The sequence below is a fragment of the Herbidospora mongoliensis genome, from assembly GCF_001570545.1.
In the GTDB taxonomy this organism is placed as follows: Bacteria; Actinomycetota; Actinomycetes; order Streptosporangiales; family Streptosporangiaceae; genus Herbidospora; species Herbidospora mongoliensis.
Window position 1 is genome coordinate 239090 of sequence record NZ_BBXD01000018.1, and the last position, 23213, is coordinate 262302.

Genomic DNA, 23213 nt, shown 5'->3' on the forward strand with positions numbered 1-23213 from the left:
CAGTATGAAACTCAGTATCACCGTCCACGATTGTGGTGATCCATGGAAGCGCGTGGCACCGCGGCCCGGCTGACCGGCCTCGAAGAACGCCTCGACGAGGCGATCGGCGCGGGCGAGAAACGGGCGGCCGCCAAACAGCACGCCAAGGGCCGGCTCACCGCCCGCGAGCGGGTCGAGCGGCTGCTCGACCCCGGGTCCTTCGTCGAACTCGACGCCCTGGCCGTGCACCGCGGCACGTCCTTCGGCATGGACCGGAACCGCGTCCCCGGCGACGGCGTGATCAGCGGGCACGGCACCGTCGACGGCCGGACGGTCTGCGTCTTCTCCCAGGACTTCAGCGTGTTCGGCGGCAGCCTGGGCGAGGTCTACGGCGAGAAGATCTGCAAGGTCATGGACCTGGCCGTCAAGATCGGCGCGCCCATCGTCGGCATCAACGAGGGCGCCGGCGCGCGCATCCAGGAGGGCGTCGTCTCCCTGGGGCTGTACGGCGAGATCTTCCGCCGCAACGTGCGCGCCTCGGGCGTCATCCCGCAGATCTCCCTGATCATGGGCGCCTGCGCCGGCGGCCACGTCTACTCCCCGGCCCTCACCGACTTCACGATCATGGTGGACGAGTCGTCCCACATGTTCGTCACCGGCCCCGACGTCATCAAGACGGTCACCGGCGAAGACGTCACCTTCGAGGAACTCGGCGGTGCCCGCGTCCACAACAGCCGCAGCGGCAACGCCCACTATCTCGCCGACGACGAGGACGACGCCCTCGACTACGCCCGCGCCCTGCTGTCCTACCTGCCGCAGAACAACCTCGACGACGCGGCCCCCTTCGAGTTCCCGGCCGACCTCGACATCAGCGACGGCGACCGCGCCCTCGACACGCTGATCCCCGACTCCGCGAACCAGCCCTACGACATGAACGACGTCATCGCCGCCCTGCTCGACGACGGCGAGTTCGTCGAGGTGCAGGCGCTGTTCGCGCCCAACATCATGGTCGGCTTCGGCCGCGTGGAGGGCCGGTCGGTCGGCGTGGTGGCCAACCAGCCCCTGCGGATGGCCGGGACACTCGACATCGACGCCTCGGAGAAGGCCGCGCGCTTCGTGCGCACCTGCGACGCGTTCAACATCCCCGTGCTCACGCTGGTCGACGTGCCCGGCTTCCTGCCGGGCACCGACCAGGAGTGGAACGGCATCATCCGGCGAGGAGCCAAGCTTCTGTACGCCTACGCCGAGGCCACCGTCCCGTTGGTCACCGTGATCACGCGCAAGGCCTACGGCGGCGCCTATGACGTCATGGGCTCCAAGCACCTCGGCGCCGACGTCAACCTGGCCTGGCCGACCGCGCAGATCGCGGTCATGGGCGCCCAGGGCGCGGTCAACATCCTGCACCGCAGGGCGCTGGCCACGTCCGACGACTCCGACGCGCTGCGCGCCGAACTGGTACGCGAGTACGAGGACACGCTCGCCACCCCCTACCTGGCGGCCGAGCGCGGTTACGTCGACGCGGTGATTCCGCCGCGCGACACCCGGCGCGCGATCGTCCGTGCCCTGCGCATGCTGCGCGGCAAACGGGAAGCCCTGCCGCCCAAGAAGCACGGGAACATCCCCCTGTGAACGGGCTGCGCGTGACGAAGGGCGACCCGTCGCCCGAGGAACTGGCCGCGCTCGTGGCGGCCCTGCTCGCGGCGCGGGACATCGGCCCGGTCGCGCCGCCGTCAGCCGCCTGGCGCGAACTGGCCCGCCAGAACGGGCTGCGCCGCTCTTCCGCCCCCGGGCGGCACGCCTGGCGGCAGTCGACGTGGAACCTTGGAGGACGTCTGTGAAGGTGCTGGTAGCCAACCGCGGCGAGATCGCGGTCAGGATCATCCGGGCCTGCCGGGACGCCGGAATCCCCGGCGTGGCGGTCTACGCCGACCAGGACCGCGACGCGCTCCACGTGCGCATGGCCGACGAGGCCTACGCGCTGGGCGGCGTCACCCCGGGCGACACCTACCTCTCGATCGACAAGGTGATCGAGGTGGCCCGCCGATCGGGCGCGGACGCCGTCCACCCCGGATACGGCTTCCTGGCCGAGAACGCCGCCTTCGCCCAGGCCGTCATCGACGCCGGGCTGACCTGGATCGGCCCGCCGCCCGCCGCGATCACCGCCCTCGGCGACAAGGTCCAGGCCCGGCACATCGCCCAGCGCGTGGGAGCCCCTTTGGTGGCGGGCACCCCTGATCCGGTCTCCGGCGCGGCGGAGGTGTCGGCCTTCGCGGCCGAACACGGCCTGCCCATCGCGATCAAAGCCGCGTACGGCGGCGGCGGGCGCGGCCTCAAAGTGGCCCGCACCATGGAAGAGATCCCCGACCTGTACGAATCGGCGGTCCGCGAGGCCGTGACCGCGTTCGGCCGGGGCGAGTGCTTCGTCGAGCGCTACCTCGACCGCCCCCGCCACGTCGAGACCCAGTGCCTGGCCGACACCCACGGCAACGTCGTCGTGGTCTCCACCCGCGACTGCTCCCTGCAGCGCCGCCACCAGAAACTGGTGGAAGAGGCCCCCGCGCCGTTCCTCACCGCCGCGCAGGAGACCCTGCTCCGCGACAGTTCCAAGGCGATCCTGCGCGAGGCCGGTTATGTCGGCGCGGGGACGTGCGAGTTCCTCGTCGGACAGGACGGCACCGTCTCCTTCCTCGAGGTGAACACCCGGCTCCAGGTGGAGCACCCGGTCACCGAAGAGGTCACCGGCATCGACCTGGTCCGCGAGATGTTCCGCATCGCCGCAGGCGAGGCGATCACCTACGACGACCCGGAACCCCGCGGCCACTCGATCGAGTTCCGCGTCAACGCCGAAGACGGCGGGCGCGGTTTCCTCCCCGCCCCGGGCACGATCACCCGCTGGCGCGCACCCTCCGGCCCGGGCGTCCGCGTGGACTCGGGCTACGAGCAGGGCGAGACCGTGCCGGGCTCCTTCGACTCCCTGGTGGCCAAGCTCGTCGTCACCGGCGCCACCCGGACCCAGGCGCTGCAACGCGCCCGCCGGGCCCTGGCCGAGTTCGAGATCGACGGCATGCCGACCGTGCTGCCGTTCCACCGGGCCGTGGTCGAGGATCCCGCGTTCACGAGTGAGCCGTTCACCGTCCACACCCGCTGGATCGAGACGGAGTTCCACAACACCCTCCAGCCCTACGACGGTGAGGCCGGCGCGGCGGCCGAGCAGGAGGAACGCGAACGGATCACGGTCGAGGTGGCGGGCAAACGCCTGGAGATCGCCCTCCCGGCCGGCTTCGGCACTGCTCCGGCGAAGCGGTCCCCGGCGCCGGCCGGCCGCCGTCGCGGCGGCGGGACGAAGGCCGCGGCGAGCGGAGACTCCCTGGTCAGCCCCATGCAGGGCACGATCGTCAAGGTCATGGTCGCCGATGGCGACGAGGTCGCGTCCGGCGACGTCGTCGTCATCCTGGAGGCCATGAAGATGGAACAGCCGCTCACCGCGCACAAGGCGGGGACCGTCGTCAGCCTGTCCGCCGAGGTGGGTGCGACGGTCGCCGCGGGCGTGGTCATCTGCGAGATCAAGGACCCGGCGTGATCACAGCCAGATCGTCGCGAGCCAGATCTCGGCCGCCGCGAGCACGATCAGGGTGATGTTCAGACCGGTCTCCTTGACCTCGCCCCGCGACAGGTGCAGCCCCGTGGCCAGCACCTGGAGCACCGCGAACGCGACCGCGGCGGTCAGCGCCAGGCCGGGCAGGATCCCGGTGACCGGCGGCAGGACGAGCCCGGCAGCCCCGAGGACCTCCAGGACGCCGATCACCCGGACCATCGGCATCGGGACGGTGTCGACCCAGCCCATCATGGGCTGGAGCCGCTCCTTGCTCTGGACGATCTTCTTGCCCCCCGCGTAGAGGTAGAACAGGGCCAGCAGTCCGGCGATGATCCAGTAGGCGACGGTCATGGCGTTCCTCCAATGGTTGCGCCCGCCCATGATGGGGGACCGCGGGATGCCGTACAAAAGGAACATCAGTGTGCGTCGGTAACCGGGAGCGGCCGTGTCGCAGTACGAGAAGACCTGCCTGATCAGGGGCGACTCCGGGAGAACGATCCGCGCCATCCTCGACCGCATCGGCAACAAGTGGACCCTGCTGATCGTCGCGACCCTCCACGGCGGCCGGATGCGCTTCACCGAGTTGCAGCAGCACATCCCCGGCATATCGCAACGCATGCTGTCGCTGAGCCTGCGCCACCTGGAACGCGACGGGCTGATCTCCCGCACGGCCCACGCCGAGGTGCCGCCCCGGGTGGAGTATGAACTCACGCCGATGGGTCAGACCCTCATCGTCCCGGCGATCACCCTCGCCGAGTGGGCGGTCGAGCACAACCCCGGCATCGAACGCAGCCAGACGGCCTACGACTCCCGCGACGACTAAAAAGGGTTGGACGGGGTGATGAGCGGGCTTGTAGCTTGCACTCGACCGTGACATCGCCCGAGGAGGTGAGCCCCATGAACGCTGTATCGATGTGGGTGCTCCCCCTTCCCGTCACGGGCGGGCGACTGACGTAGGTGTCGCCGGGAGCGCCCCGCCAAGAAGGCACTCCCGAAGGGCAACACCAATGCATGACGACATCGATGTGATCATCGCCGGCTGCGGGCCGACCGGCGCGATGCTGGCCGCCGAACTACGGCTGCACGATGTGCGGGTACTCGTCCTGGAGAAGGACACCGAACCCGCGTCGTACGTCCGCATCGTCGGTCTGCACATCCGCAGTCTCGAACTGATGGCGATGCGCGGACTCCTGGACCGCATCCTCCCGCATGGCAGACGGCGTCCGGCCGCCGGTTTCTTCGCCGCCATCCCCAAACCCGCGCCCAAGGGCCTGGACTCCGCCTACGCCTACCTGCTGGGCATCCCGCAGCCGGTCATCGTCCGCCTGCTCGAAGAACACGCGATCGAACGGGGCGCGCAGGTGCGGCGCGGTCGCGCGGTCGCCGCTTTCGAGCAGGACGACGAGGGCGTGACCGTCGAACTGTCCGACGGGGAACGGCTGCGTTCGCGCTACCTCATCGGCTGTGACGGGGCGCGCAGCACAGTGCGCAAACTGCTCGGCGTCGGCTTCCCCGGCGAGCCCTCACGGTCCGACACGCTCATGGGCGAGCTGAAAACAGGCGTACCGCCGGAGGAGATCGCCGCCAAGGTGGCCGAGGTCGGCGAGACCCACCGGCCCTTCTGGCTCAGGCCCTTCGGCGAAGGGTTCTACAGCGTCGTCGTCCCGGCCGGGGGAGTCAGCGACCGCGCGGAACCGCCCACCCTGGAGGATTTCCAGCGACAGCTGCGCGCCGTCGCCGGAACCGATTTCGGCGTGCACTCGCCGCGCTGGCTGTCCCGCTTCGGGAACGCCACCCGGCTGGCCGAACGCTATCGGGCCGGGCGGGTGCTGCTGGCCGGCGACGCGGCGCACATCCATCCGCCCCTCGGCGGACAGGGCCTCAACCTGGGCGTCCAGGACGCGTTCAACCTCGGCTGGAAACTGGCCGCGCAGATCCGGGGCTGGGCCCCGGAAACCCTGCTGGACACCTACCAGGCCGAACGTCACCCGGTCGCCGCTGACGTGCTGGACAACACCCGCGCGCAGATGGAACTGTCGTCCGCCGAACCGGGCCCGCAGGCGGTGCGCAGGCTGCTCACCGAACTGATGGACTTCGACGAGGTCAACCGCCACCTGATCGAGAAGATCACCGCGACCGCCGTCCGCTACGACTTCGGCGAGGGCCCCGACCTGCTCGGCCGCCGCATGCCCGACATCGACGTGAAACAGGGCCACCTCTACGACCTGCTGCATCACGGCCGTGGCCTGCTGCTGGACCGCACCGAACGCCTGACCGTCGCCGGCTGGTCAGACCGCGTCGATCACGTCGCGGATCCCACTGCGGCACTGGACGTTCCGTGCGTCCTGCTCCGCCCCGACGGCCACGTCGCCTGGATCGGCGACGACCAGCAGGACCTGAACGACCATCTCTCCCGCTGGTTCGGCGAGGCGGACCTATTGTGTGCGGATGCGGGAGCCGGAGGAGAACGAGAGTGACGTACACAACGAAGTGAACGGCACGGTGGCCGGCTCGGTCGTGCAGGCGCACACGATTCACGGCGGGGTGGTCATTCACCAGGTCACGGCCGACGCGGGACCGCGCTATCGACTGGAGCCGATGTCGCCGCCGCCGCGCCGGCCGGTGAACGAGCTGTCGCTGAGCCAGTTGCTGGCGACGCGGAACGGCGTGGTGGACTTCACCGGCCGCGACACGGAACGGGCCCGGTTGCGGCGGTGGCGTGACGACGGCGCCGGGCTCGCGGCGCTGCTGGTGCACGGTCCGGGCGGGCAGGGCAAGACGCGGCTGGCGGAGTGCTTCGCCGCGGAGAGCCGCCGGGCGGGCTGGGGGGTGACGGCGGTCCGCCACGTCGGCGAGGCACGTCAGGGCCGGACCGGCTCCTGGGACGCGGGGTCGGCGGGCGTGCTCGCGGTGGTGGACTACGCCGAGCGCTGGCCTCTGGAGGATCTGCTGGGCCTGGCCGCCGATCTGTCGCCGCATCCCGGTGCGCGACTGCTCCTGGTGGCCAGGTCTTCGCCTTGGTGGGCGGGAACCCGGCATGAGTTCGCCAACCTGGGATTCGAGGTCGGCGAGATGCGGCTGGGCTCGCTGGCCGCCACGCCGCCCGAGCGGCGGGCGCTGTTCGAGCAGGCGCGGGACCGGTTCGCCGAAGTCCTGGGCGTGCGCGACCCGGAGCGCGTCCACGGCCCGGCCGACCTGGCCGACGAGGCGTTCGGGCTGGTGCTGGCCGTGCACATGGCGGCGCTGGCCGCGGTGGACGCCCACGCCAGAGGAGAACGGGCACCGGAGGACCCGGCTGAGTTGTCGGCGTATCTGCTGGATCGCGAACACGCCTACTGGCAGCGTCTGCACGGCGGCGGTCGCGCGCGCACCCGGCCGGAGACGATGGGGCGGACGGTGTTCACCGCGATTCTGACCCGGCCGCTGGGATATCAGACGGCCACCTCGATCCTGGATCGAGCCGGTGTGACGTCCTCCGCCGAACCGGCCGCCGTCGTGCTGGAGGATCACCGCAACTGCTACCCGCCGGCCGACGCGGGCACCGTGCTGGAGCCGCTGTATCCCGACCGGCTCGCCGAGGATTTCGTCGCCGTCCTCACCCCCGGCCACCGTACGGACGGCTACGAACCCGACGCCTGGGCGGCCACGATGCCCGCCCGGCTGCTGACCGACGATCAGCAGCCGCCCCCGCCCGGCGTGGTCCGGTCTGCCCTCACCATGCTCACCGAGGCGGCCCGCCGCTGGCCGCACCTGGCGCACCGGCAGCTGGCCCCACTGTTACGAGAACGTCCGCAGTTGGCGGTCGAGGCCGGTGGAGCCGTACTGGCCGCGCTGGCCGACGTGCCGGAGCTCGACCCGGACGTATTGCAGGCGATCGACGACGTGCTGCCCGTCGGACGGATCGATCTGGACGTCGGGATCGCCGCCCTGGCCACCCGGGTGGCGGAGAACCAGATCGCGACCGCGATCGGCCCGGTGTCCCTGTCCCGGTCGTATGCCGTGCTGGCCGATCGGCTGACCGCCGCCGGCCGGTACACCGAGGCGCTGGCCGCCGCACGGCAGGCGGTCGAGCTCCGCCGCGAACTGGCGGCGGTCTTTCCGCTCTTCCTCCCGGATCTGGCCAGGTCGGAGATGGGCCTGGGGGCGTGCCTGGGCAGGCTGGGTCAGTACGAACAAGCCCTGGTCGCCACCCGGGAGTCCCAACGGATCTACCAGGCGCTGGCCGACGACCAGCCGGAGGCATTCCAGCCCGGCCTCGCCATGGCGCTTGATCACCACGGTATCTGGCTGTCGAAGTCGTCCCGGCATCATGAGGCGCTGGTCGTCACCGAGCAGGCCGTGCTCCTTTACCGAGGGCTGCCCCGAACCGAGCTGGGGGCCTATCAGGTCGGCTTGGCCCAGTCGCTGCAGAATCTCGCCGTTCAGTTGACGGAGCTCGGCCACCACGACCGGGCTTTGACCGCCACCCGGGAGTCGATCCACCTGTGGCGCGAGTTGCGGGAGTCCCAGCCGCAGCTCTACCAGCCCGAGCTCGCCTTGGCGCTGAGCAATCTCGGGGGCACGTTGCACATGCTGAGGCGCCACGGGGAAGGGGTGGACGCCGCGCGGGAAGCGACAGCCTGCTACCGGATTCTGGTGGAAGCCAACCCGGCGGCCTTCCGGCCCGAGCTCGCCAGAGCGCTGCACAATTTCGGCAACCTGCTGTCGGAGGTCGGCCGGCACGAGCAGGCCCTGGCGGCTATTCGGGAAGCGGTGGAGATCCGGCACGGGTTGTCCCAGACCCGGCGCCGGGACTTCACTCTGGAACTGGCCGGGTCGCTCGACTGCCTTGCGGCCGAGCTGTCCCTGCTGGGTGACCACGATCAAGCGACGGACGTCGCCCGCCAGGCTGTCCTGATCCACCGTGAGTTCGCCGGGTCCGCCGACGGACGGCCCGGCCTCGCTGGAGCGCTCGTTCGCTTGTCGGCCACCTTTTCCAAGGGGGGCGCGGACCGCCAGGCGCTGTTCGCGGCGCGGGAGGCGGTCGCTCTCTACCGGGTGCTGGCCGCCGCCGACCCGGCGGCTTTCCAGACCCAACTCGCCGCGTCGCTCAACTCGCTCGGCAACCGCTTCACCGCCTTGGGCCGATGGGAGGCCGCGCTCCCCGAACTGGAAGAGGCCGTGGAGATCGGGCGGAGGCTGGGGGCTGACACGGGGTTCGTTGGACCGCTGGGCAATCTCGCCGTCTGCCTGAGGGCCTTGGGCGAGATGGAGAGAGCCCTGTCGGCAGCCCAGGAGACAGTACAGATCTATCGGCGTCTCGCCGACGCGGAGCCGCACGCCTACCGATCCGTGCTCGCCAGGCAGCTGAGCGATCTGGGTCTCTGGCTGGTGCCCTTCGGCCGGTTGGAGGAGACGCGGACGGCCTCGGAGGAGGCGGTACGCCTCTACCGGTCCCTGGCCCAGGCGGACCCGGCGGTATATGAGCCCCACCTGGCCAGAGCGCTGCACCTTCTCGGCGTCTGGCTCATGGGCCTGGGACACTGGCAGCGGGCGTGCACCAGCCTCGACGAGGCGATCCGGTTGCGCCGCGAGCTGGCCCGTGACCATCCACCGGAGTTCCAGGCCGCCCTTGCCGAGTCACTGGAAATCCTGGCGCACGTCCAGCGCGTCCTGTCACCTGACACGCCTTGAACCACCAGGCCGGGCGGTGCGGTACGCGGCATGAGATTCGACGCCCGTTGCCGGTGGAGTTGTCAGGCGGCGCGGTGGTGGCTGGGGGTCACGCCGCGGACCCGTTTGAAGGCGACGCTCAGCGCGAACGCGTTGGCGTAGCCGACCTGCCGGGCGACCGAGTCGATCGTGATGTCGGAGTGGCGCAGCAGGTCGGCGGCCAGGGCGATCCGCCAGCCGGTCAGGTATGTCAGCGGCGGCTCGCCCACGAGGTCGGCGAAGCGGCGGGCGAAGGTCGCCCGGGAGGCGCCCACCTTCCCGGCCATCGAGGCGACCGTCCACGGATGAGACGGCGCGTCGTGGATCAGTCGCAGCGCCGGGCCGATCAGCGGGTCGCTCTGCGCCCGGTACCAGCCGGGCGCCCGCGCCTCGGGGCGGGCGAACCAGGTGCGCAGGGTCGCGATCAGCGCCAGGTCCAGGAGCCGGTCCAGGACGATCTGCTGGCCGGGTCCCTCGCCGCTGACCTCCTGCGCGAGCAGTTCCATGATCGGTGACGGTGCGTCGGATCGGCGTACCAGCACGATGTCCGGCAGGGCGTTGAGCAGCCGGTCGCTGACCTCGCCGTCGACCTGGTAGGTGCCGCTCGCCAGGGTCGTCGACCCGTCGGGGGAGTGCCCGCTGGTGCGCGGTGCCAGGCGCAGCCGGTCGGTGATGTCGACGCCCTCGGGCGTCGTCAGCCGGTTGCCGGGGTTGACGACGATGTCGGGCACGGTGGCCGGGTCGTCGGCGACGGTGTAGGGGGCGGGGCCTTTGATGATGGCGACGTCACCGGTGCCCAGCAGCACCGGTTCCCCGTGGTCGGGCACGATCCAGGTGTGCCCGCGCAGGGCGGAGGCCAGGGCGAGCCTGGCGCCGTCGGCGATGCGCAGTGCCCACGGCGGCTGCAGGATCGCCTGGCAGAAGGCCGCGCTGTGGGCGCGGACGCCTTGGAGGAGGTCGGCGAGCGGATCCATGTCTTCAGGTTAGACGTACAGACATGGATTCAAGCGTGATGAACATGGATCGTCTCAGCTGATCCGCGTGTACTGGTCGTACCGAAACAAAGACGACCTGACGGAGGTTCCGATGTACGCGATCACGGGAGTGACCGGTCACGTGGGCGGCGCGGCGGCGCGTGAGCTGCTGCGCCGAGGGGAGCAGGTGCGCGCGGTGGTCCGAGACCCGGCCAAGGGCGCCGACTGGACGGCCGAGGGGGCGCGGGTGGCCGTGGCCGACTTCGGCAATCGGGAGACGCTGGCGGAGGCGTTGCGCGGCTGCGCGGGGGCGTTCGTCATGCTGCCGACCGACGTGGCCGCGGCCGACCCGGACGCCGCCCACCGCGCGACGGCCGACACGATCGCCGACGCGGTGCGGGAGAGCGGGGTGCCCCACGTGGTGGTGCTGTCCTCGGTCGGCGGCGAACTGGCCGACGGCACCGGTCCCATCCGCTGGCTGCACCACCTGGAGAACGTGCTGCGCGCGACGGGCGCCCAGGTCACCGCGGTCCGTTCCGGCCACTTCCAGGAGAAGGTCGAACTGCTCCTCGGCGCCGTGCTCGACGCGGGCGTCTATCCGGTCTTCGCCGAGTCGGCCGACGTGCCCACGCCGATGATCGCGACCCGGGACATCGGCGGTGCGGTCGCCGACCTCCTCGTCGCCCCCGCTCAGGCCTCCGAGGTCGTCGACCTGGACGGCCCGAGCTACACCGAGCGCCAAGTGGCCGAGGAACTGTCGTCGATCCTCGGCCGGCCGCTCCAGGTGATCACCATCCCCAAGCCGGGCTGGGCCGCCGCGATGGTGGACGGCGGTCTCCCGCCGCAGCTCGCGGAGGAACTGGTGGGCCTGTACGACGCGGAGGAGCGCGGCATCCTCCAGCTCAGGGGCGACCGCCACCTGACCGGCCGGACCGAACTGCCGGAGACCCTCCGCCACCTGGCGAAATCCATCGGCACGAGCTGAGACGCCCGGCAGCCGTGGATGCGAAAAGGCCGGGCGTCCCATGGGACGCCCGGCCCGCCACCGGCCCTCTCCCGTGAGGCCGGTCGCTCAGAACTCGCAGTTCTGCTCGGTCTCGCCGGTGCAGGTGTCGCTGTTGGCGCCGCCGTCGGTCGTGTCGTTGCCGCCACGGCCGTTCAGGAAGTCGTCGCCGGTGCCGCCGGCGAGGATGTCGCGGCCGCTGCCGCCCCAGAGAGTGTCGCGGCCGGCCGAGCCGAAGATCTCGGTGAACCGGTTGACGGTGTCGTTGTTGACGATGTCGTCGCCCTGGCGCATGTTGACCATGATCGTACTGGCGTTCTTGCAGCTGACCCCACCGGAGATCGGCTGGCAGTCGGTGTCGCTGGAGGTGACGCCCGCCCCGGTCACCTTGATGGCGCCTCCGGTGCCCTCGGCCAGGGTGATCAGGTCGGATCCGGTCGTGCCGGTGACCGACAGGCCGCCGATGCTCACGGTCACGGTGATCGGTGAGGCCGCCTGGGCGGGAGCCGACAGGGACGCCAGGCCGGCTGAAGCGGCGATGGCGAGGGCCAGGGCGGCGATGTGACGACGCATGTCATTCAGTCCTTCGATTCGGTGATCCCGGCCCCCGTCGGGCCGATGACCCAAGGAAAGCGCCTCGCCCCGCTCCGGTCTGTGGCGAAATACGAGCCCCGGGACGGCTCAAATACCTTCCATCGACCTGTCGAACGCGCCGCCCCAAGTAATGATCACTGCAAATGATCTTCCGGGTCGGCGGGTGCTGCCCGGCTTCCTCCCGGTCGAGCGCCGCAATGGGGGGATGAGGATCAATCAGGGTGCCCGTCTCCGTGTGATGTCCCGCCGTGTCGCGGTGCAGGCCGCCGCGCTGGCCGTGGCGCTGGCCGCCGGTGTCGGTCTGACCGCCGTACCCGCCGCCGCCGACATCTCGCCTCTGGGGGCCAACATCTGGACCTGTAAGCCGTCACCGCTCCGCCCGCGTCCGGTGGTCCTGGTCCACGGCACGTTCGAGGACATGGCCGGCAACTGGGTGACGCTGTCACCGAAGCTGAAGGCGGCGGGTCACTGCGTCTTCGCGCTCAACTACGGGCGCGTACGGGGCGCGGGACTGCTCCAGGCCATGGGGGACATCACCCAGTCGGCACAGCAGCTGTCCGACTTCGTCGACCTGGTGCTGACGGCGACCGGGGCGTCGAAGGTGGACATCGTCGGTCATTCGCAGGGCGGAATGATGCCGCGCCACTACCTGAAGTTCCTGAACGGCGCGGAGAAGGTCCACCGGCTGATCGGCATCACCCCGTCCAACCACGGCACCAGCTCCCTCGGACTGGTCAACCTCGTCAGGATGCTCGGGTTCAGTCCTGCGGTCGCGCTGGTATGCCAGGCCTGCCAGCAGCAGATGGTCGACTCCGACTTCATGAAGCAGCTGAACGACGGGGGCGACACGGTGCCCGGAGTGCGGTACACGGTGATCGCCACGAAGTACGACACGGTGGTCACGCCGTACACATCGAGTTTCCTCACCGGCGACTCGGTCAACAACATCCTGCTCCAGGACCGCGCCCCGCTCGACTTCAGCGGTCACGTGGCGGTCAACCTCGACCCGGTGGTGCACCAGATCGTGCTCAACGAACTCGACGCCTCGTCGAACCCGCTGGTTTAACGGGTGTTTTTCGTACGAACTATGACCGCCTGATCGGGAGAAGGAGGGCTAGTGTCGCCGTCATGGCTTCGGGATTAGCGATCATGCTGGTGACACTCGCCCTCGCCTCGCCCGTCCGCGGTGACGTGAACGGAGACCGCAAGGCCGACCTCGTCGTCGGCGGGGTCGCGGGGGTCACGGTCGGCGCGCAGCGGCTGCCCGGCAAAGCGGTGGCGCTGTCCACCGGAGACTTCGACAAGGACGGGCTGTCCGACCTCGTCGTCGGCGGCAACGGCGGCATCCAGGTCAGGTACGGCTCCCGCTCCGGGCTCGGCCCCGCCCGCACCTTCCGCCCGAGCGCCACCGCCCCGAAGTTCGACCCGCGCAAACCGGGCAACCGGGGGCGCGGCATCGGCTGGCTGGCCGCCGGGCACGGCTTCGGCAACGCCCTCACCACGGCCGACTTCAACCGCGACGGCTACACCGACCTCGCCGTGGGGGCGCCGGAGACCGATCGGGGCCAGGTCAACGCGGGCGTGGTCGTCGTCATGTACGGCTCCCGCTCGGGGCTCACCGACAAGAAGGCGCTGCTCCTGGGCGAGGACGTGCCGGGGGTGCTCGGGTTCAGCCAGCACTACCGCCTGTTCGGCGCGGCCCTGGCGGCGGGCGACGTCACCGGTGACGGTTACCCCGACCTCGTCGTCACCGCGCCGTCGGGGCGGCCCGGTCACGACATCGCGGCCGCGATCCACGTCTTCCGGGGCTCGGCGAAGGGCGTCAGCCTGAAGGGCGACTCCCTGGTGTCCAGCGGGGCGATCGACGGACGGGTCTTCGACGCCGACGCCTGCTCCGGCGGGCCCGACGGGCCGACGAACAAGGACAACGTCGCGCGGTGCACCCGGCAGGCGTTCGGATGGTCGGTGCGCACCGGGCGCTTCACGAACGACCGCTACGCCGACGTCCTGGTCGGCATCGGGTCGGGCAAGGTCCTGCTCCTGCGAGGCAATGCCAACGGTGTCGACGCGAAGGGCCACCGGATCATCGCCGTACCCGGCGTCACGGGCACGAGCGCGGTCGCGGGGGACTCCGCCGGGCAGATGGCGGCCGGCGACATCGACAAGGACGGCTACTCCGACCTCGCCGTCGGCTCCCGCTCCACCGGGAAGGTGGCCATCCTGTACGGCTCGGCCACCGGACCCCAGCCGCCGGTCTGGGTGCCGGGCGGCGGCATGAACGTCGCGCTCCTGGACGTCGACGGCGACGGTCGTCCCGAACTGGCCACCACATCGGGGGACCGTACCGGCGTCACCTGGTTCACCGGGCGCAAGGCCACCAAGACCGCCGCGTACTCCTTGAAGGGCAACCTGATCGCCCGCTGACGGGGCCGTTCAGCTGGGAGCCCTTTCCGGCGCACAAGGAGCCCGCGCCACATGGTGCGGGCCCCATTCCTCACGCTTCGGCGGCCGCTGCGATGAGGCTCGGAACGGCAGCCCTTTCGACCGATGGCCGGGGGTCAGGCGGACAGGTTACGTACCGCCGTCACCGAGGGGTCAGCTTCCGGCAGGGAAGATCGGCAGGACGTTGACCTGCAGGAGATTCCCCGGAATGGAGATGACGTCGTCGAAAAGGAGCCCCGGTCCGGGGTAGTCGGTGGCGTGAGCGGGAGCGGCGATACCAACCGCGCCCAGTGCGAGTAGAGCCGCTACGAAAGTCTTCTTCGCTTGGTCACTCTCCGTTAATTTGATCCGTCAGGCGGTTACGGAGAGTATCAACACGGGGAGTGTAAGGCGATCCGGGCGGCGAGGAAGGGGGGAGCGGTCGGCCAAGGTGCCGGGAATCGGTGGCTGTGCCCGAGGTCGGGGTTGCGCCCGGCTACGGGGCCCGCGTCTGGATCTGGGCGCCGGTACCGGCAAACTGACCGCCGCGCTGGGCGCCGCCGTCGACATTGACGGTGTGGGGCGTGTGGAGGTGAAGTCGCCTCGTGGGGTTTGTGATCACGCTGTGACCTGGCATTGTGAGACTTTCGCGCGCGAATATGAGAGAGGAAAAGCGCGTGAAGCGAGCTATTGCCGGGGCGATGTTGATCTTTGGTGCCTTATTGGTGCCCGCGGGACCGGCGCAAGCCAAGGTTGATCCGATCAAGGCGCTCAAGGCGCAGTTCGTCGTGGGGCGGGGCGTCAAGCTCAAGACCGTGCTGCAGGTGCGGGCCAAAGGCGGCAAGGGGACCGTCACCCAGGAGATGGGAGTGATCCAGTTCGGCCCGAAGGGAGCGGTCGCTTCGGATCTCAACGAAAAGACCCGCTACGACAAGGGCTTTTTCAACGAGTCGACCAAGGATGAGCGCGACGCGAAGAAGAGCCTGGAGGGCCCCGGGAGGGTGATCTCCCTGCCGAAGGTGACTTACGTGCAGGGACCCCGGGCTGGAGAAGGACTGCCGGAGGGCAAGTACTGGGTGCGGAAGCGGCCGATGCCCCCGGCTCCCAGCGGGATCATCATCAGCGTCTTCGAACCGAACACGGTCAAAACCCTGATCGCCCAGGCGGCCCCCGTCCGCGGCGGCGTGGTGAAGGGATCCACCACGAGCGCGAAGATGGCGGCGCTCTCACCGGTGTTCCGCAAGCAGTTCGGCCCCAGCGGCAAGAGCGAGAGCGGCCAGATCTCCAAGATCACCTACGTGTTCTCGCTCGACATCGCAGGGTTGGTCACCCGCCTCAGCGTCAAGATGCGGATGCCCGTCAGCGGCGGAACCATCGTCGACTACACCTCCGAGACCCGTCTCTACAACTGGGGCGCCAAGGTCGCCGTTTCGCCGCCCCCGGCCGACGCGGTGGTCGACGAAAAGGACGTCAAGCGCTGATCGGCAGACGTCGATCGGTCCAGAGAGGGATGGCCGGCGTTCATCCCTCTGCGGAATTCAACGGTGGACGTCCACGCGGCCGTAGACGATCATTCGGTCGGTACGACCTGGAAGGCCCCGATGCGGGAGCTATCCGGAAGGCCGCTACCCGGGCCGGACCAATGACCGGTGGACGCAGGGGATTGAACTTCTTCCCGACGGGCCGCGCCCAGCCCTTCACGGGGGAGGGCCTGCTCAGGGCCGGGGGTGCGCCGTCGCCCACGTCAGGGACTGTGCTGGAGTCCTGCTGGTAGCCGAGTCGTCGAGGTCGTCCTTATGAATCTACTTTGTAAAGGCATCGGGTCATTAGTAGCCTTTCATCACAAATCTGAACACCAACTCAACGACGTGGAAGCCCATTGTCCGCAGGTAATTGTTGACGCCGGAGGAAGAGTCTCGGTTTGGGGTCGGTGGCGAGGTCTCGGCTGACGAGGCGTTTGAGCTTGGCGCGGACGCTTTCGACGGTCTTCTTCAGGGCGGCAATGCCCCCAGACGGCCCGCCGGACACGCCACCGGTTGCCGGCCACCTGGATGTATGGCGAGTATGGTGGACCCCGGTCCTCAGCGGCTTGATCAACCAGTACGGCAACGCCGCCTGATACTCGAAGAACCCCCAGCTCAAGCCCGAATCCTCATTTCGTGCAGGACAGGGCTCACGGTTAGGCTTATCGCCGGCAATCATCACGCGTCGCTGATGCTCTTGATCACCTGTTGTATAGCGGCAATTACCAAACCAGGTAGATGCCGGTCATAGAAGATGACATTGGCAGGTAGCGTTCAGCGAGCCACTGGTAGGCGATTTGGGGAGACGCCATGTGGTGGCGGCGGGCCTCAGTTCGGTCGGCAGCCTCATCGCCGACGACCTGGTCCGCTGGGGCGTCGGGGCGTTCACACTGATCGATCCGGAGATCACCGCATCGACAAGAACTCCAAGAACCACGGCTACCTATTCGTCTATTGCAAGCACAAATAAGACTTCGGCCATCTGAGCTGGGGAAACGCCGTTTGGCCTCGCCTCCGGGAGGTGCGCCGAACATTGGAGCGCGGGCCGCGTCCCGTGAAACATTCGAAGCTTCGTTTAGGCGGGCCTGGGCGTTTCCGGCCCAGGCCTTTGCGGGATTGACAGCGGCCCCGGATGTGTGCCGATATTGCCGACGTCGTCACATAGCCGTCGGAAGGCATTGGGCATGAGAAGCGCAGCACATCGTCTGGCCCGTGCCGTGGTCGCCGTGGTCGCCGTGGTCGCATCCGCGATCGTGGGGCTGCCGGGGGTGGCGCAGGCGGCCACGTGGAGCTTCTCCGACTACATGGAGATCTCCGGCGGCGTACCGCCCCAATCGCGCTTCACCTTCGCCAGTGATGGCGGCGGCGGGAATTTCGTCTCCTCGGTCGCGACGCCGGAGACGCCCTCCAAGGCGCACAGCCCCACGTACTATGCCGACCTTTCCTCGGGCGGTTTCTATGGGACGTGGTCCTCGGTGGGCCGGACCGTGACGATCTCCGCGCTGGTCGCGAACCGGCCGGTGTGCCGGTTCTCGGCCTATACCTACTCGGGCTCCCAGTACTTCAACATCGAGGTCATCGACCCCTCGACATGGACGTACGTCGCCGTCAAGAAGGTCCGCGGCGGGAACTGGACCTGGGGGCGGATGAGCACGGACACGTTCATCCCCTCGACGGCGAGGGTCTTCGTCCGTGTGTCCCTGCTCGGCCCGAGTTATTTGGCGCTCGGCTTCGTCGACGACTTCCACATCAGCTGCACTTACTGATGCCCTGGGCGAGCGCGGTGGTGAGGCACACAGGGACGCCAAAACGGTGGTCTCGTCGGATCTGTCGGATGAGCGGTGGGCGTTGATCGAGCCGTTCATCTCGGCGTGGAAGGCGCGGCATCCCTCGGTTTCGGGCCATCAGGGCCGGTATCCGATGCGGGAGATCGTGAACGCGATCCTGTATCAGGAGCGGACGGGGGTTCAGTGTCAGGCGTGGACGGCCTTCTACGACGCCACCACGGTGGTGAACCAGCTGGCGGGAACAGGGGTGACGCTGGGCGTGCTGACCAAAGGCCGGCCCGTGCAAGTCACCCGGCGAAAAACGGTTACCCGTCTCGCCATCACGTCCAGGCGATGGAAACGATCAGGCCTCGGCCAGCACCTGCTCGGCGCGCTCCGGGGTGCCTTCGGTGAGGCCGCGATCGATCGCGTGGCGGGAGGCGAGCCACAGCGCGGCGCCGACGAGGAACACGATGCCCTCGGTGACCGTCAGGGCCCAGATGATGCCGGCCAGCCCGAACCAGAGGTTGCCGAGGAGCACGATCGGGATGAACAGCACGCCGTGCGACACCGACATGGCGATCGCCGCCGACGCCCGTCCCGTCGCCTGGAACAGGGACGTGATGAGTCCGGCGAAGCCGTTCACGATCATCGCGACGAGCTGTGCTGTGAGGATCGTGACGCCGATCGCGAGGACCGAGCGGTCGGCTGAGAACGCGCCGAAGACCTGCTCGCGGAAGACGAACACCGCCGTCGAGAAGAGCAGCACGACGCCGCCCACCGTGAGCGCGGAGGCGCGTAGCGCCGACATGAGGCGGTTCCGGTCGCCCTTGCCGTACGAGTAGGCGAGGAGCGGCAGCACCCCGAGTGTGACCCCCATGACCAGGAACTCCGGCACCTGCGCGATGCGGACCGCGACACCCATGGCGGCCAGCGCGTGGTCGCCGTACACGACCGCGAGGTTGTTGAGCACCAGGGTGGTGACGATCAGGAAGCCGGCCTGGAACAGTTCGCCGACGCCCACGCCGAAGACCGGCTTCAGCACGGTGGGGGAGAGGGTGAACCAGCGTGGCGCGAGGCTCACGTGTTCGCTGTGCCGCCGCAGCCAGAGGGCGAAGTAGGCGACGATGCCCAGATTGGACAGGCCCATCGCCAGTGCCGCACCGGCGACGCCCCAGTGGAGCACCAGGATGAACAGGACGTCGAACACGACGTTCGCGACCGTGGACGCGATGATCCCGATCATCACCTGGCGGGCGGCGCCCTCGGCTCGTACCAGCTGCTCCAGGCAGAACGCGGCGGCGAGCACCGGTACGAACGCGAGCATGACGCCGACGAAGGCGCTGGTGGCGGGCACGGCGGCGGCGTCGGCGCCGAGCAGGGTCACGAGTGGATCCAGCAGGAGCAGTCCGGCGCCGCCGAACACGGCACCGGCGATGACCGAGCCCCAGACGGCGAACGACGAGACGTGTTTGATCTCGGCGGCCTTGGCGGGCGCGTGTTCGGCCGCGCCGAGCAGTCGCGAGATCAGCGCGCCGCCGCCGACGCCGAACACGCCGCCGACGGCCATGACCAGTCCGAGTACCGGCGCGCCGAAGGTGATGGCGGCGAGCAGCGCGGTGTCGTGCAGCGAGCCGATGAAGCCGGCGTTGATGAGGTTGTAGACGGCGCCGACGATCATCGCGGCGGCCATCGGCACACACAGGTGCAGGAGGGCGGTGACGATGGGTGCGGACGCGAGGTACCAGCGGTTGGAGCCGGCGGCCTCCGGGGATTCGAGACTGTGAGTGGTCATGACCGCCTCTTTCCGGGCAGGTTGAAGCGCGCACCGGCGAACGCCGGCACGGCGAGGGATGTGCGGGGGTGCTACCGCGTGGGTTGTGGCAGTTCTGCGGTGATCTTCGCGAGCAGGGTGTGGAGGGTAGCCCGCTCGGTCTCGTCCAGCGGAGCGAGGATCGTCTCGTTGGCGTCGGTCATCGCGGTTTCGAACCCGGCGATGAGCTCGCTGCCCGCGGGGGTCGCGTAGACGCGCTTGCTGCGCTCGTCACCGGGTTCGGTGCGGCGCTCGACGAGCCCGCGTCGTTCGAGTCCCTGCAGCAGGCTCGACACGCTGGCGGCGCTCGTGCGGGTGATCTGCGCGATGTCGCGCTGGATCGCACCGGGGTTCTGCACGAGGTAGCCGAGCGCGAAGCTCTGCTCGTGGCTGAGCTCGCGGGCCCGGATCCAGTCTTCGGCGGCCTTCCGCTGCGCCCACATGATCCATCGGACCAGGTCGAGGCTGCTGGTGAGGTTCGGTGCGTCCATGCTAAGAAAGCTAACTGTTTGCGTTCTAACTGTCAATCATCGAACGTTTCGACGTGCGGACCGGGGCGGAGCATAGGTGAGGGCGGGGGCCACCGGATGGCCCTCGCCCTCGTTGTTCTCAGTGCCCCCGGCGAGCGGTCCGCGCCGCGGGCTCCCTGTCATTCATCCCGGTCGGGGCGGTTGTCAGGGGTTGTCGTAGCCGATCCAGTTGATCTGCCAGCCGTAGCCCTGTGCCTGGGCGGGGGTCAGCGCGGAGGCGTCGCGCCACTGCACATAGACGCGGAAGCCGGTGGCGGTGGGGGAGTAGATCGCGCTGGGCCCGACCAGTGACCACTGGTTGCCGCCCGGCCCGGTGATGGAGGTGACGTAGACGGGCGTGCCGGTGAAGCGGCCCGAGGTGGTGTCGACGTCGATGTAGATGCCGTTGGGCCCGTAGGCCTGCCAGCCCTGCCCGGAGACGGTGTTACCTGCTGCGATGCGTGCGGTCGGCATGGAGGAGGATCCTTTCACCGAGAGACGATGTCACTTTCAGTATCCGAATAACTACTGAGAGTGTCTATCGATGATCCCCTGCCCTCCCGGACACCCAAGCCCCACCATCGGGCCACAATGCCCCGCTACCTGAGCCGCAGCCCCGCATGCCAGGGACCGCGCCGGCGCGACGACGCCGCCCAGCAGGAAGCCGGTGGGCTCCGCGCCGACGACGGCACCCCAGCCGGCGCGGCAGACGGACTCGTCGACGATCGTCCAGAGGAGAGGCCGCGGCCGGGTGTTCTGCCAGTGACATGACAGTGGGCTGCCAACGCGTCGGCACTACTCCACAAGTAGGGCCCAAGGTCGCCGCGGAAAGATCCTCATCAAGGACGGCGATCGCCGCACAGCGGGATCCGAAGATCGCTCACCATGAAATCCGAAGGGAAAACCACATGTCCTCTGAACTCCTGATGGAAGGCGCCGACGCCTACACCTCGCTCGCCGAGGTCGCCGCCGCGTCCGACGTCGAAAGCCCCGAGCTCTCCGCGGCGGTCTCCGTCATCGTCTCCATCGCCACCACCTTCCTCTGCGACTGCTGACCACGTCGGCTCAGCCTTCGGCCAGTTCCACGAGGTTGGTGACGGTTCTCCAGTTGCGCATCGTGGCCGGGGTGCTCAGACGCCGGCCGAGCGCGGGTGGAAGCTTCGCGCGGCCGGTGCCGTTCGGCAGGCTGAGATAGATCTCGCGACTTGCCGTCCACATCTCTTCTGGCGCGAACGACCCGGCGTCGAAGCCGTCGAGCCAGTCCGCCTCCAGGGGATCGAGCAGGAACAGCACCGAATGCCTGGTCGGATCGGCGGCGCTCATCGGGCTGTCGCCGACCACGGCCCGCAGTTCGTCGGCGGTCCGCAGGATGACCTCCGTCGTCAGCCCGAGCTCACCGGCGATCCGTTCCTCAAGCCGCGCCGCGACGGCACCGGCGCGCGGCTCCTCGGCGGTGAAGACGATGTTGCCGCTCTGCAGGTAGGTCTGGACGTCGGTGTGCCCCAGGTCGGTGCACACCGCACGCAGGTCGGGCATGGAGATCTTCTTATGGCTGCCGAGGTTCACCGCGCGCAGCAGCGCCACATATCGCGTCACGCCCGATGTTCTACCTCCGCGCGGAGATCTTCGGCGGTCGTCGGCCGCAGCGAGTCGGCTGCGGCACCCAGGTCGGCCAGGTCGATGTCGGGAGTCGAACCCGCGAGGATCACCAGGGCGTCGTTCCGGCGTTCGACGAGCTGGACGGTGTCAGGGTCGGCGCGCTGCCAGCGGCCGGGCCCGGCGGGGCGGCAGGCGGCGTCGCCGTCGAAGCCCTGGATGGTCGGTGACGGCTGGACGTCGAGGCAGCGCTCCGGCGGATCGAACCCCTGAGGGACGGGGGTGATGAGAACCTCGATTCGCGGGGTGGAGCCGGAGAGGGCGATCAGGCTCAGCGAGAGGCTGCGGGGTCCCGGGTATGCCGACTGCAGCCCGTATCGCGACAGGTCGGGGATCAGCAACGGCACCGGCAGCCCGGCCAGCGCGGCCACATCCCGGTGTCGTTGGACGGCCTGATGGACGAACCCGCCGAAAAGGAAGGAAGCCAGGAGGACCCCCAGCAGGCCGAGCGAACCCGCGACCCGCGTCGGCGGTAGCGCGGTCATCGCCAGCAGCGCGAAAACGATCGCGGCGACCAGTGCGAAGACGGGCAGCGGGTGCAATCGGCCGCCGGGGACCGCCGCCAGGTAGACGTACACCGTCATGACCATGGCCACGGTCCCGACCGGAACCATCACCCGCAGGGGACGCATGCGGAGCACCGCGAACCCGGCCAGACAGCCTGCGATGACGACCACCACACCCGCCACCAGCCCGACCACGGGCCCCATGCCGATGCAGAGGGTTCCCGTGCCCCGGCACTCGCGCTGCCCGGCGTTCGCCGCCGCGTCCATGATCAGGGAGGTGGCGACGCCCAGGACACCGCCGAGCAGCCCCGGCCCCGCCGACTCGTCCCGCCGTCGAGAACATAGGCGGATCCTAGGCGGCCTGTCAGCCATGGGCGACGATCGGGGTGGTCACCCGGCCGACCTTCTCCACCTCGATGGTCACCTCGTCGCCGGGGGTGAGGAAGACCGGGGGAGTGCGGCCCGCGCCCACTCCGCCGGGGGTGCCGGTGGCGATGATGTCGCCGGGGAGCAGGGTGATGGTGTCGGTGATGTAGGCGATGATCGCCGGGACGTCGTGGATCAGGTCCCGGGTGTCGCCGTCCTGCATCAGGTCGCCGTTGACCCAGGTGCGGACCTGGAGGCCGTCGGCCGGGTCGCCGACCTCGTCCTTGGTCACGATGGGGCTGATCGGGCCCGACCGGTCGGCGTTCTTGCCCAGGGTGAACTGCGGGGTGGCCAGTTGCTTGGCGCGGGCGCTGAGGTCGTTGAAGGCGGCATAGCCGAGCACGTGGTCCAGGGCGTTCTCGCGGGTCGCGCCCCACACCTGCGAGCCGATCACGACGGCCAGTTCCACCTCCCAGTCCAGGCCCTTCTCGTTCGGCGGGACCGGCGCCCACTCGCCGTCGGCGATCAGGGTCTGCTGCCAGCGGCCGAAGATCATCGGGAGTTTCGGCTCGTTCAGGCCGGCCAGGTCCTTGGCCTCCCCGGCGTGGCTGCGGTAGTTGATGCCGACGCAGAAGACGCGCGAGGTGAGCGGCACCGGCGGGGCCTGCGTCACCTCGGCCAGGGCCAGGCGCTCGCCGTCCTCACGGGGTGAACCGGCGTAGAAGGCGTCGGCGGTGCCGAGGTCGACGACGGCGTCACCCTCGACGCGGCCGATGTGGCGCACGCCGTCGAGCACGAATCCGGTGAGTTTCATGGA

The 23213-nt window shown here is 69.4% G+C and carries 21 protein-coding genes and 1 pseudogene; 13 read left to right on the forward strand and 9 right to left on the reverse strand.

What is annotated here, in order from left to right; genetic code table 11:
• Positions 1-42 precede the first annotated feature (42 nt).
• From AW272_RS27195 to AW272_RS27205, 3 genes are read left to right on the forward strand one after another with little or no spacing between them, the layout of a single operon-like run.
• Entirely contained in the window at positions 43-1608 is a 1566-nt protein-coding gene (locus AW272_RS27195; RefSeq protein ID WP_066370875.1) for an acyl-CoA carboxylase subunit beta, read from the forward strand.
• Positions 1605-1817 carry an acyl-CoA carboxylase epsilon subunit gene (locus AW272_RS27200; protein WP_066370877.1) on the forward strand — a complete coding sequence of 71 codons (213 nt, stop codon included), beginning with the start codon at positions 1605-1607 and terminating at the stop codon, positions 1815-1817. The genes AW272_RS27195 and AW272_RS27200 overlap by 4 nt, the downstream gene beginning before the upstream one ends.
• Positions 1814-3559 (forward strand): acetyl/propionyl/methylcrotonyl-CoA carboxylase subunit alpha, encoded by a 1746-nt coding sequence (locus tag AW272_RS27205; RefSeq protein WP_066370879.1) that lies wholly within the window; start codon positions 1814-1816, stop codon positions 3557-3559. The genes AW272_RS27200 and AW272_RS27205 overlap by 4 nt, the downstream gene beginning before the upstream one ends.
• Here the strand turns inward: AW272_RS27205 and AW272_RS27210 are convergent, their stop codons facing one another.
• Complete coding sequence (locus AW272_RS27210; RefSeq protein ID WP_066370882.1) at positions 3560-3925, reverse strand: DoxX family protein; 366 nt, start codon at positions 3923-3925, stop codon at positions 3560-3562.
• A gap of 94 nt (positions 3926-4019) precedes the next feature.
• Here AW272_RS27210 and AW272_RS27215 point away from each other — a divergent pair, with 94 nt between their 5' ends.
• The 3 genes from AW272_RS27215 (at position 4020) to AW272_RS27225 (ending at position 9247) form a co-directional block, all read left to right on the forward strand.
• Entirely contained in the window at positions 4020-4397 is a 378-nt protein-coding gene (locus tag AW272_RS27215; protein ID WP_066370883.1) for a winged helix-turn-helix transcriptional regulator, read from the forward strand.
• Positions 4398-4581: 184 nt separating this feature from the next.
• The gene (gene rox, locus AW272_RS27220; RefSeq protein ID WP_066370886.1) at positions 4582-6051 is read left to right on the forward strand and encodes a rifampin monooxygenase; all 1470 of its coding nucleotides are present in this window, start codon (positions 4582-4584) and stop codon (positions 6049-6051) included.
• The gene (locus AW272_RS27225) at positions 6023-9247 is read left to right on the forward strand and encodes a tetratricopeptide repeat protein (protein WP_157518811.1); all 3225 of its coding nucleotides are present in this window, start codon (positions 6023-6025) and stop codon (positions 9245-9247) included. The genes rox and AW272_RS27225 overlap by 29 nt, the downstream gene beginning before the upstream one ends.
• A 62-nt stretch (positions 9248-9309) precedes the next feature.
• Here the strand turns inward: AW272_RS27225 and AW272_RS27230 are convergent, their stop codons facing one another.
• Positions 9310-10239: an AraC family transcriptional regulator gene (locus tag AW272_RS27230; RefSeq protein WP_066370891.1), complete on the reverse strand. Its 930-nt coding sequence runs from the start codon at positions 10237-10239 to the stop codon at positions 9310-9312.
• Between the two features lie 112 nt (positions 10240-10351).
• Here AW272_RS27230 and AW272_RS27235 point away from each other — a divergent pair, with 112 nt between their 5' ends.
• Positions 10352-11224: an NAD(P)H-binding protein gene (locus AW272_RS27235; RefSeq protein WP_066371143.1), complete on the forward strand. Its 873-nt coding sequence runs from the start codon at positions 10352-10354 to the stop codon at positions 11222-11224.
• A gap of 87 nt (positions 11225-11311) precedes the next feature.
• Here AW272_RS27235 and AW272_RS27240 read toward each other — a convergent pair whose 3' ends face one another.
• A complete protein-coding gene (locus AW272_RS27240; RefSeq protein ID WP_066370892.1) occupies positions 11312-11815 on the reverse strand; it encodes a calcium-binding protein in 504 nt (167 codons plus the stop codon).
• A 259-nt stretch (positions 11816-12074) separates the two neighbouring features.
• Between AW272_RS27240 and AW272_RS27245 the strand changes: the two genes are divergently transcribed.
• The 5 genes and pseudogenes from AW272_RS27245 to AW272_RS45265 form a co-directional block, all read left to right on the forward strand.
• Complete coding sequence (locus AW272_RS27245; RefSeq protein ID WP_066370894.1) at positions 12075-12902, forward strand: esterase/lipase family protein; 828 nt, start codon at positions 12075-12077, stop codon at positions 12900-12902.
• A 62-nt stretch (positions 12903-12964) separates the two neighbouring features.
• Positions 12965-14260: an FG-GAP-like repeat-containing protein gene (locus AW272_RS27250; protein ID WP_066370896.1), complete on the forward strand. Its 1296-nt coding sequence runs from the start codon at positions 12965-12967 to the stop codon at positions 14258-14260.
• 656 nt (positions 14261-14916) lie between these two features.
• A complete protein-coding gene (locus AW272_RS27260; protein ID WP_157518812.1) occupies positions 14917-15738 on the forward strand; it encodes a hypothetical protein in 822 nt (273 codons plus the stop codon).
• 1226 nt (positions 15739-16964) lie between these two features.
• The gene (locus AW272_RS27265; RefSeq protein WP_157518813.1) at positions 16965-17546 is read left to right on the forward strand and encodes a hypothetical protein; all 582 of its coding nucleotides are present in this window, start codon (positions 16965-16967) and stop codon (positions 17544-17546) included.
• Between the two features lie 46 nt (positions 17547-17592).
• Positions 17593-17748: pseudogene (locus AW272_RS45265) on the forward strand (transposase); the annotation flags it as partial.
• Positions 17749-17910: 162 nt separating this feature from the next.
• On the opposite strand, the gene AW272_RS27270 reads toward AW272_RS45265, so the two are convergent.
• From AW272_RS27270 to AW272_RS27280, 3 genes are all read right to left on the reverse strand, one after another.
• On the reverse strand, positions 17911-19341 hold the full coding sequence (locus tag AW272_RS27270) for an MATE family efflux transporter (RefSeq protein ID WP_066370910.1): 1431 nt from the start codon (positions 19339-19341) through the stop codon (positions 17911-17913).
• Between the two features lie 71 nt (positions 19342-19412).
• Positions 19413-19850, reverse strand: coding sequence for a MarR family winged helix-turn-helix transcriptional regulator (locus tag AW272_RS27275; protein ID WP_066370913.1), 438 nt, complete (start codon positions 19848-19850; stop codon positions 19413-19415).
• A 183-nt stretch (positions 19851-20033) separates the two neighbouring features.
• A complete protein-coding gene (locus AW272_RS27280; protein ID WP_066370914.1) occupies positions 20034-20342 on the reverse strand; it encodes a hypothetical protein in 309 nt (102 codons plus the stop codon).
• A gap of 434 nt (positions 20343-20776) precedes the next feature.
• Between AW272_RS27280 and AW272_RS42475 the strand changes: the two genes are divergently transcribed.
• Entirely contained in the window at positions 20777-20923 is a 147-nt protein-coding gene (locus AW272_RS42475; protein ID WP_157518814.1) for an LxmA leader domain family RiPP, read from the forward strand.
• Between the two features lie 10 nt (positions 20924-20933).
• Here the strand turns inward: AW272_RS42475 and AW272_RS27285 are convergent, their stop codons facing one another.
• From AW272_RS27285 to AW272_RS27295, 3 genes are all read right to left on the reverse strand, one after another.
• Entirely contained in the window at positions 20934-21464 is a 531-nt protein-coding gene (locus AW272_RS27285; protein ID WP_066370916.1) for a DUF1697 domain-containing protein, read from the reverse strand.
• Positions 21461-22297, reverse strand: a complete 837-nt coding sequence (locus tag AW272_RS27290) for a hypothetical protein (protein WP_066370917.1) — start codon at positions 22295-22297, stop codon at positions 21461-21463. The genes AW272_RS27285 and AW272_RS27290 overlap by 4 nt, the downstream gene beginning before the upstream one ends.
• Before the next feature lie 97 nt (positions 22298-22394).
• Complete coding sequence (locus tag AW272_RS27295; RefSeq protein WP_066370920.1) at positions 22395-23210, reverse strand: fumarylacetoacetate hydrolase family protein; 816 nt, start codon at positions 23208-23210, stop codon at positions 22395-22397.
• Positions 23211-23213: the final 3 nt, after the last annotated feature.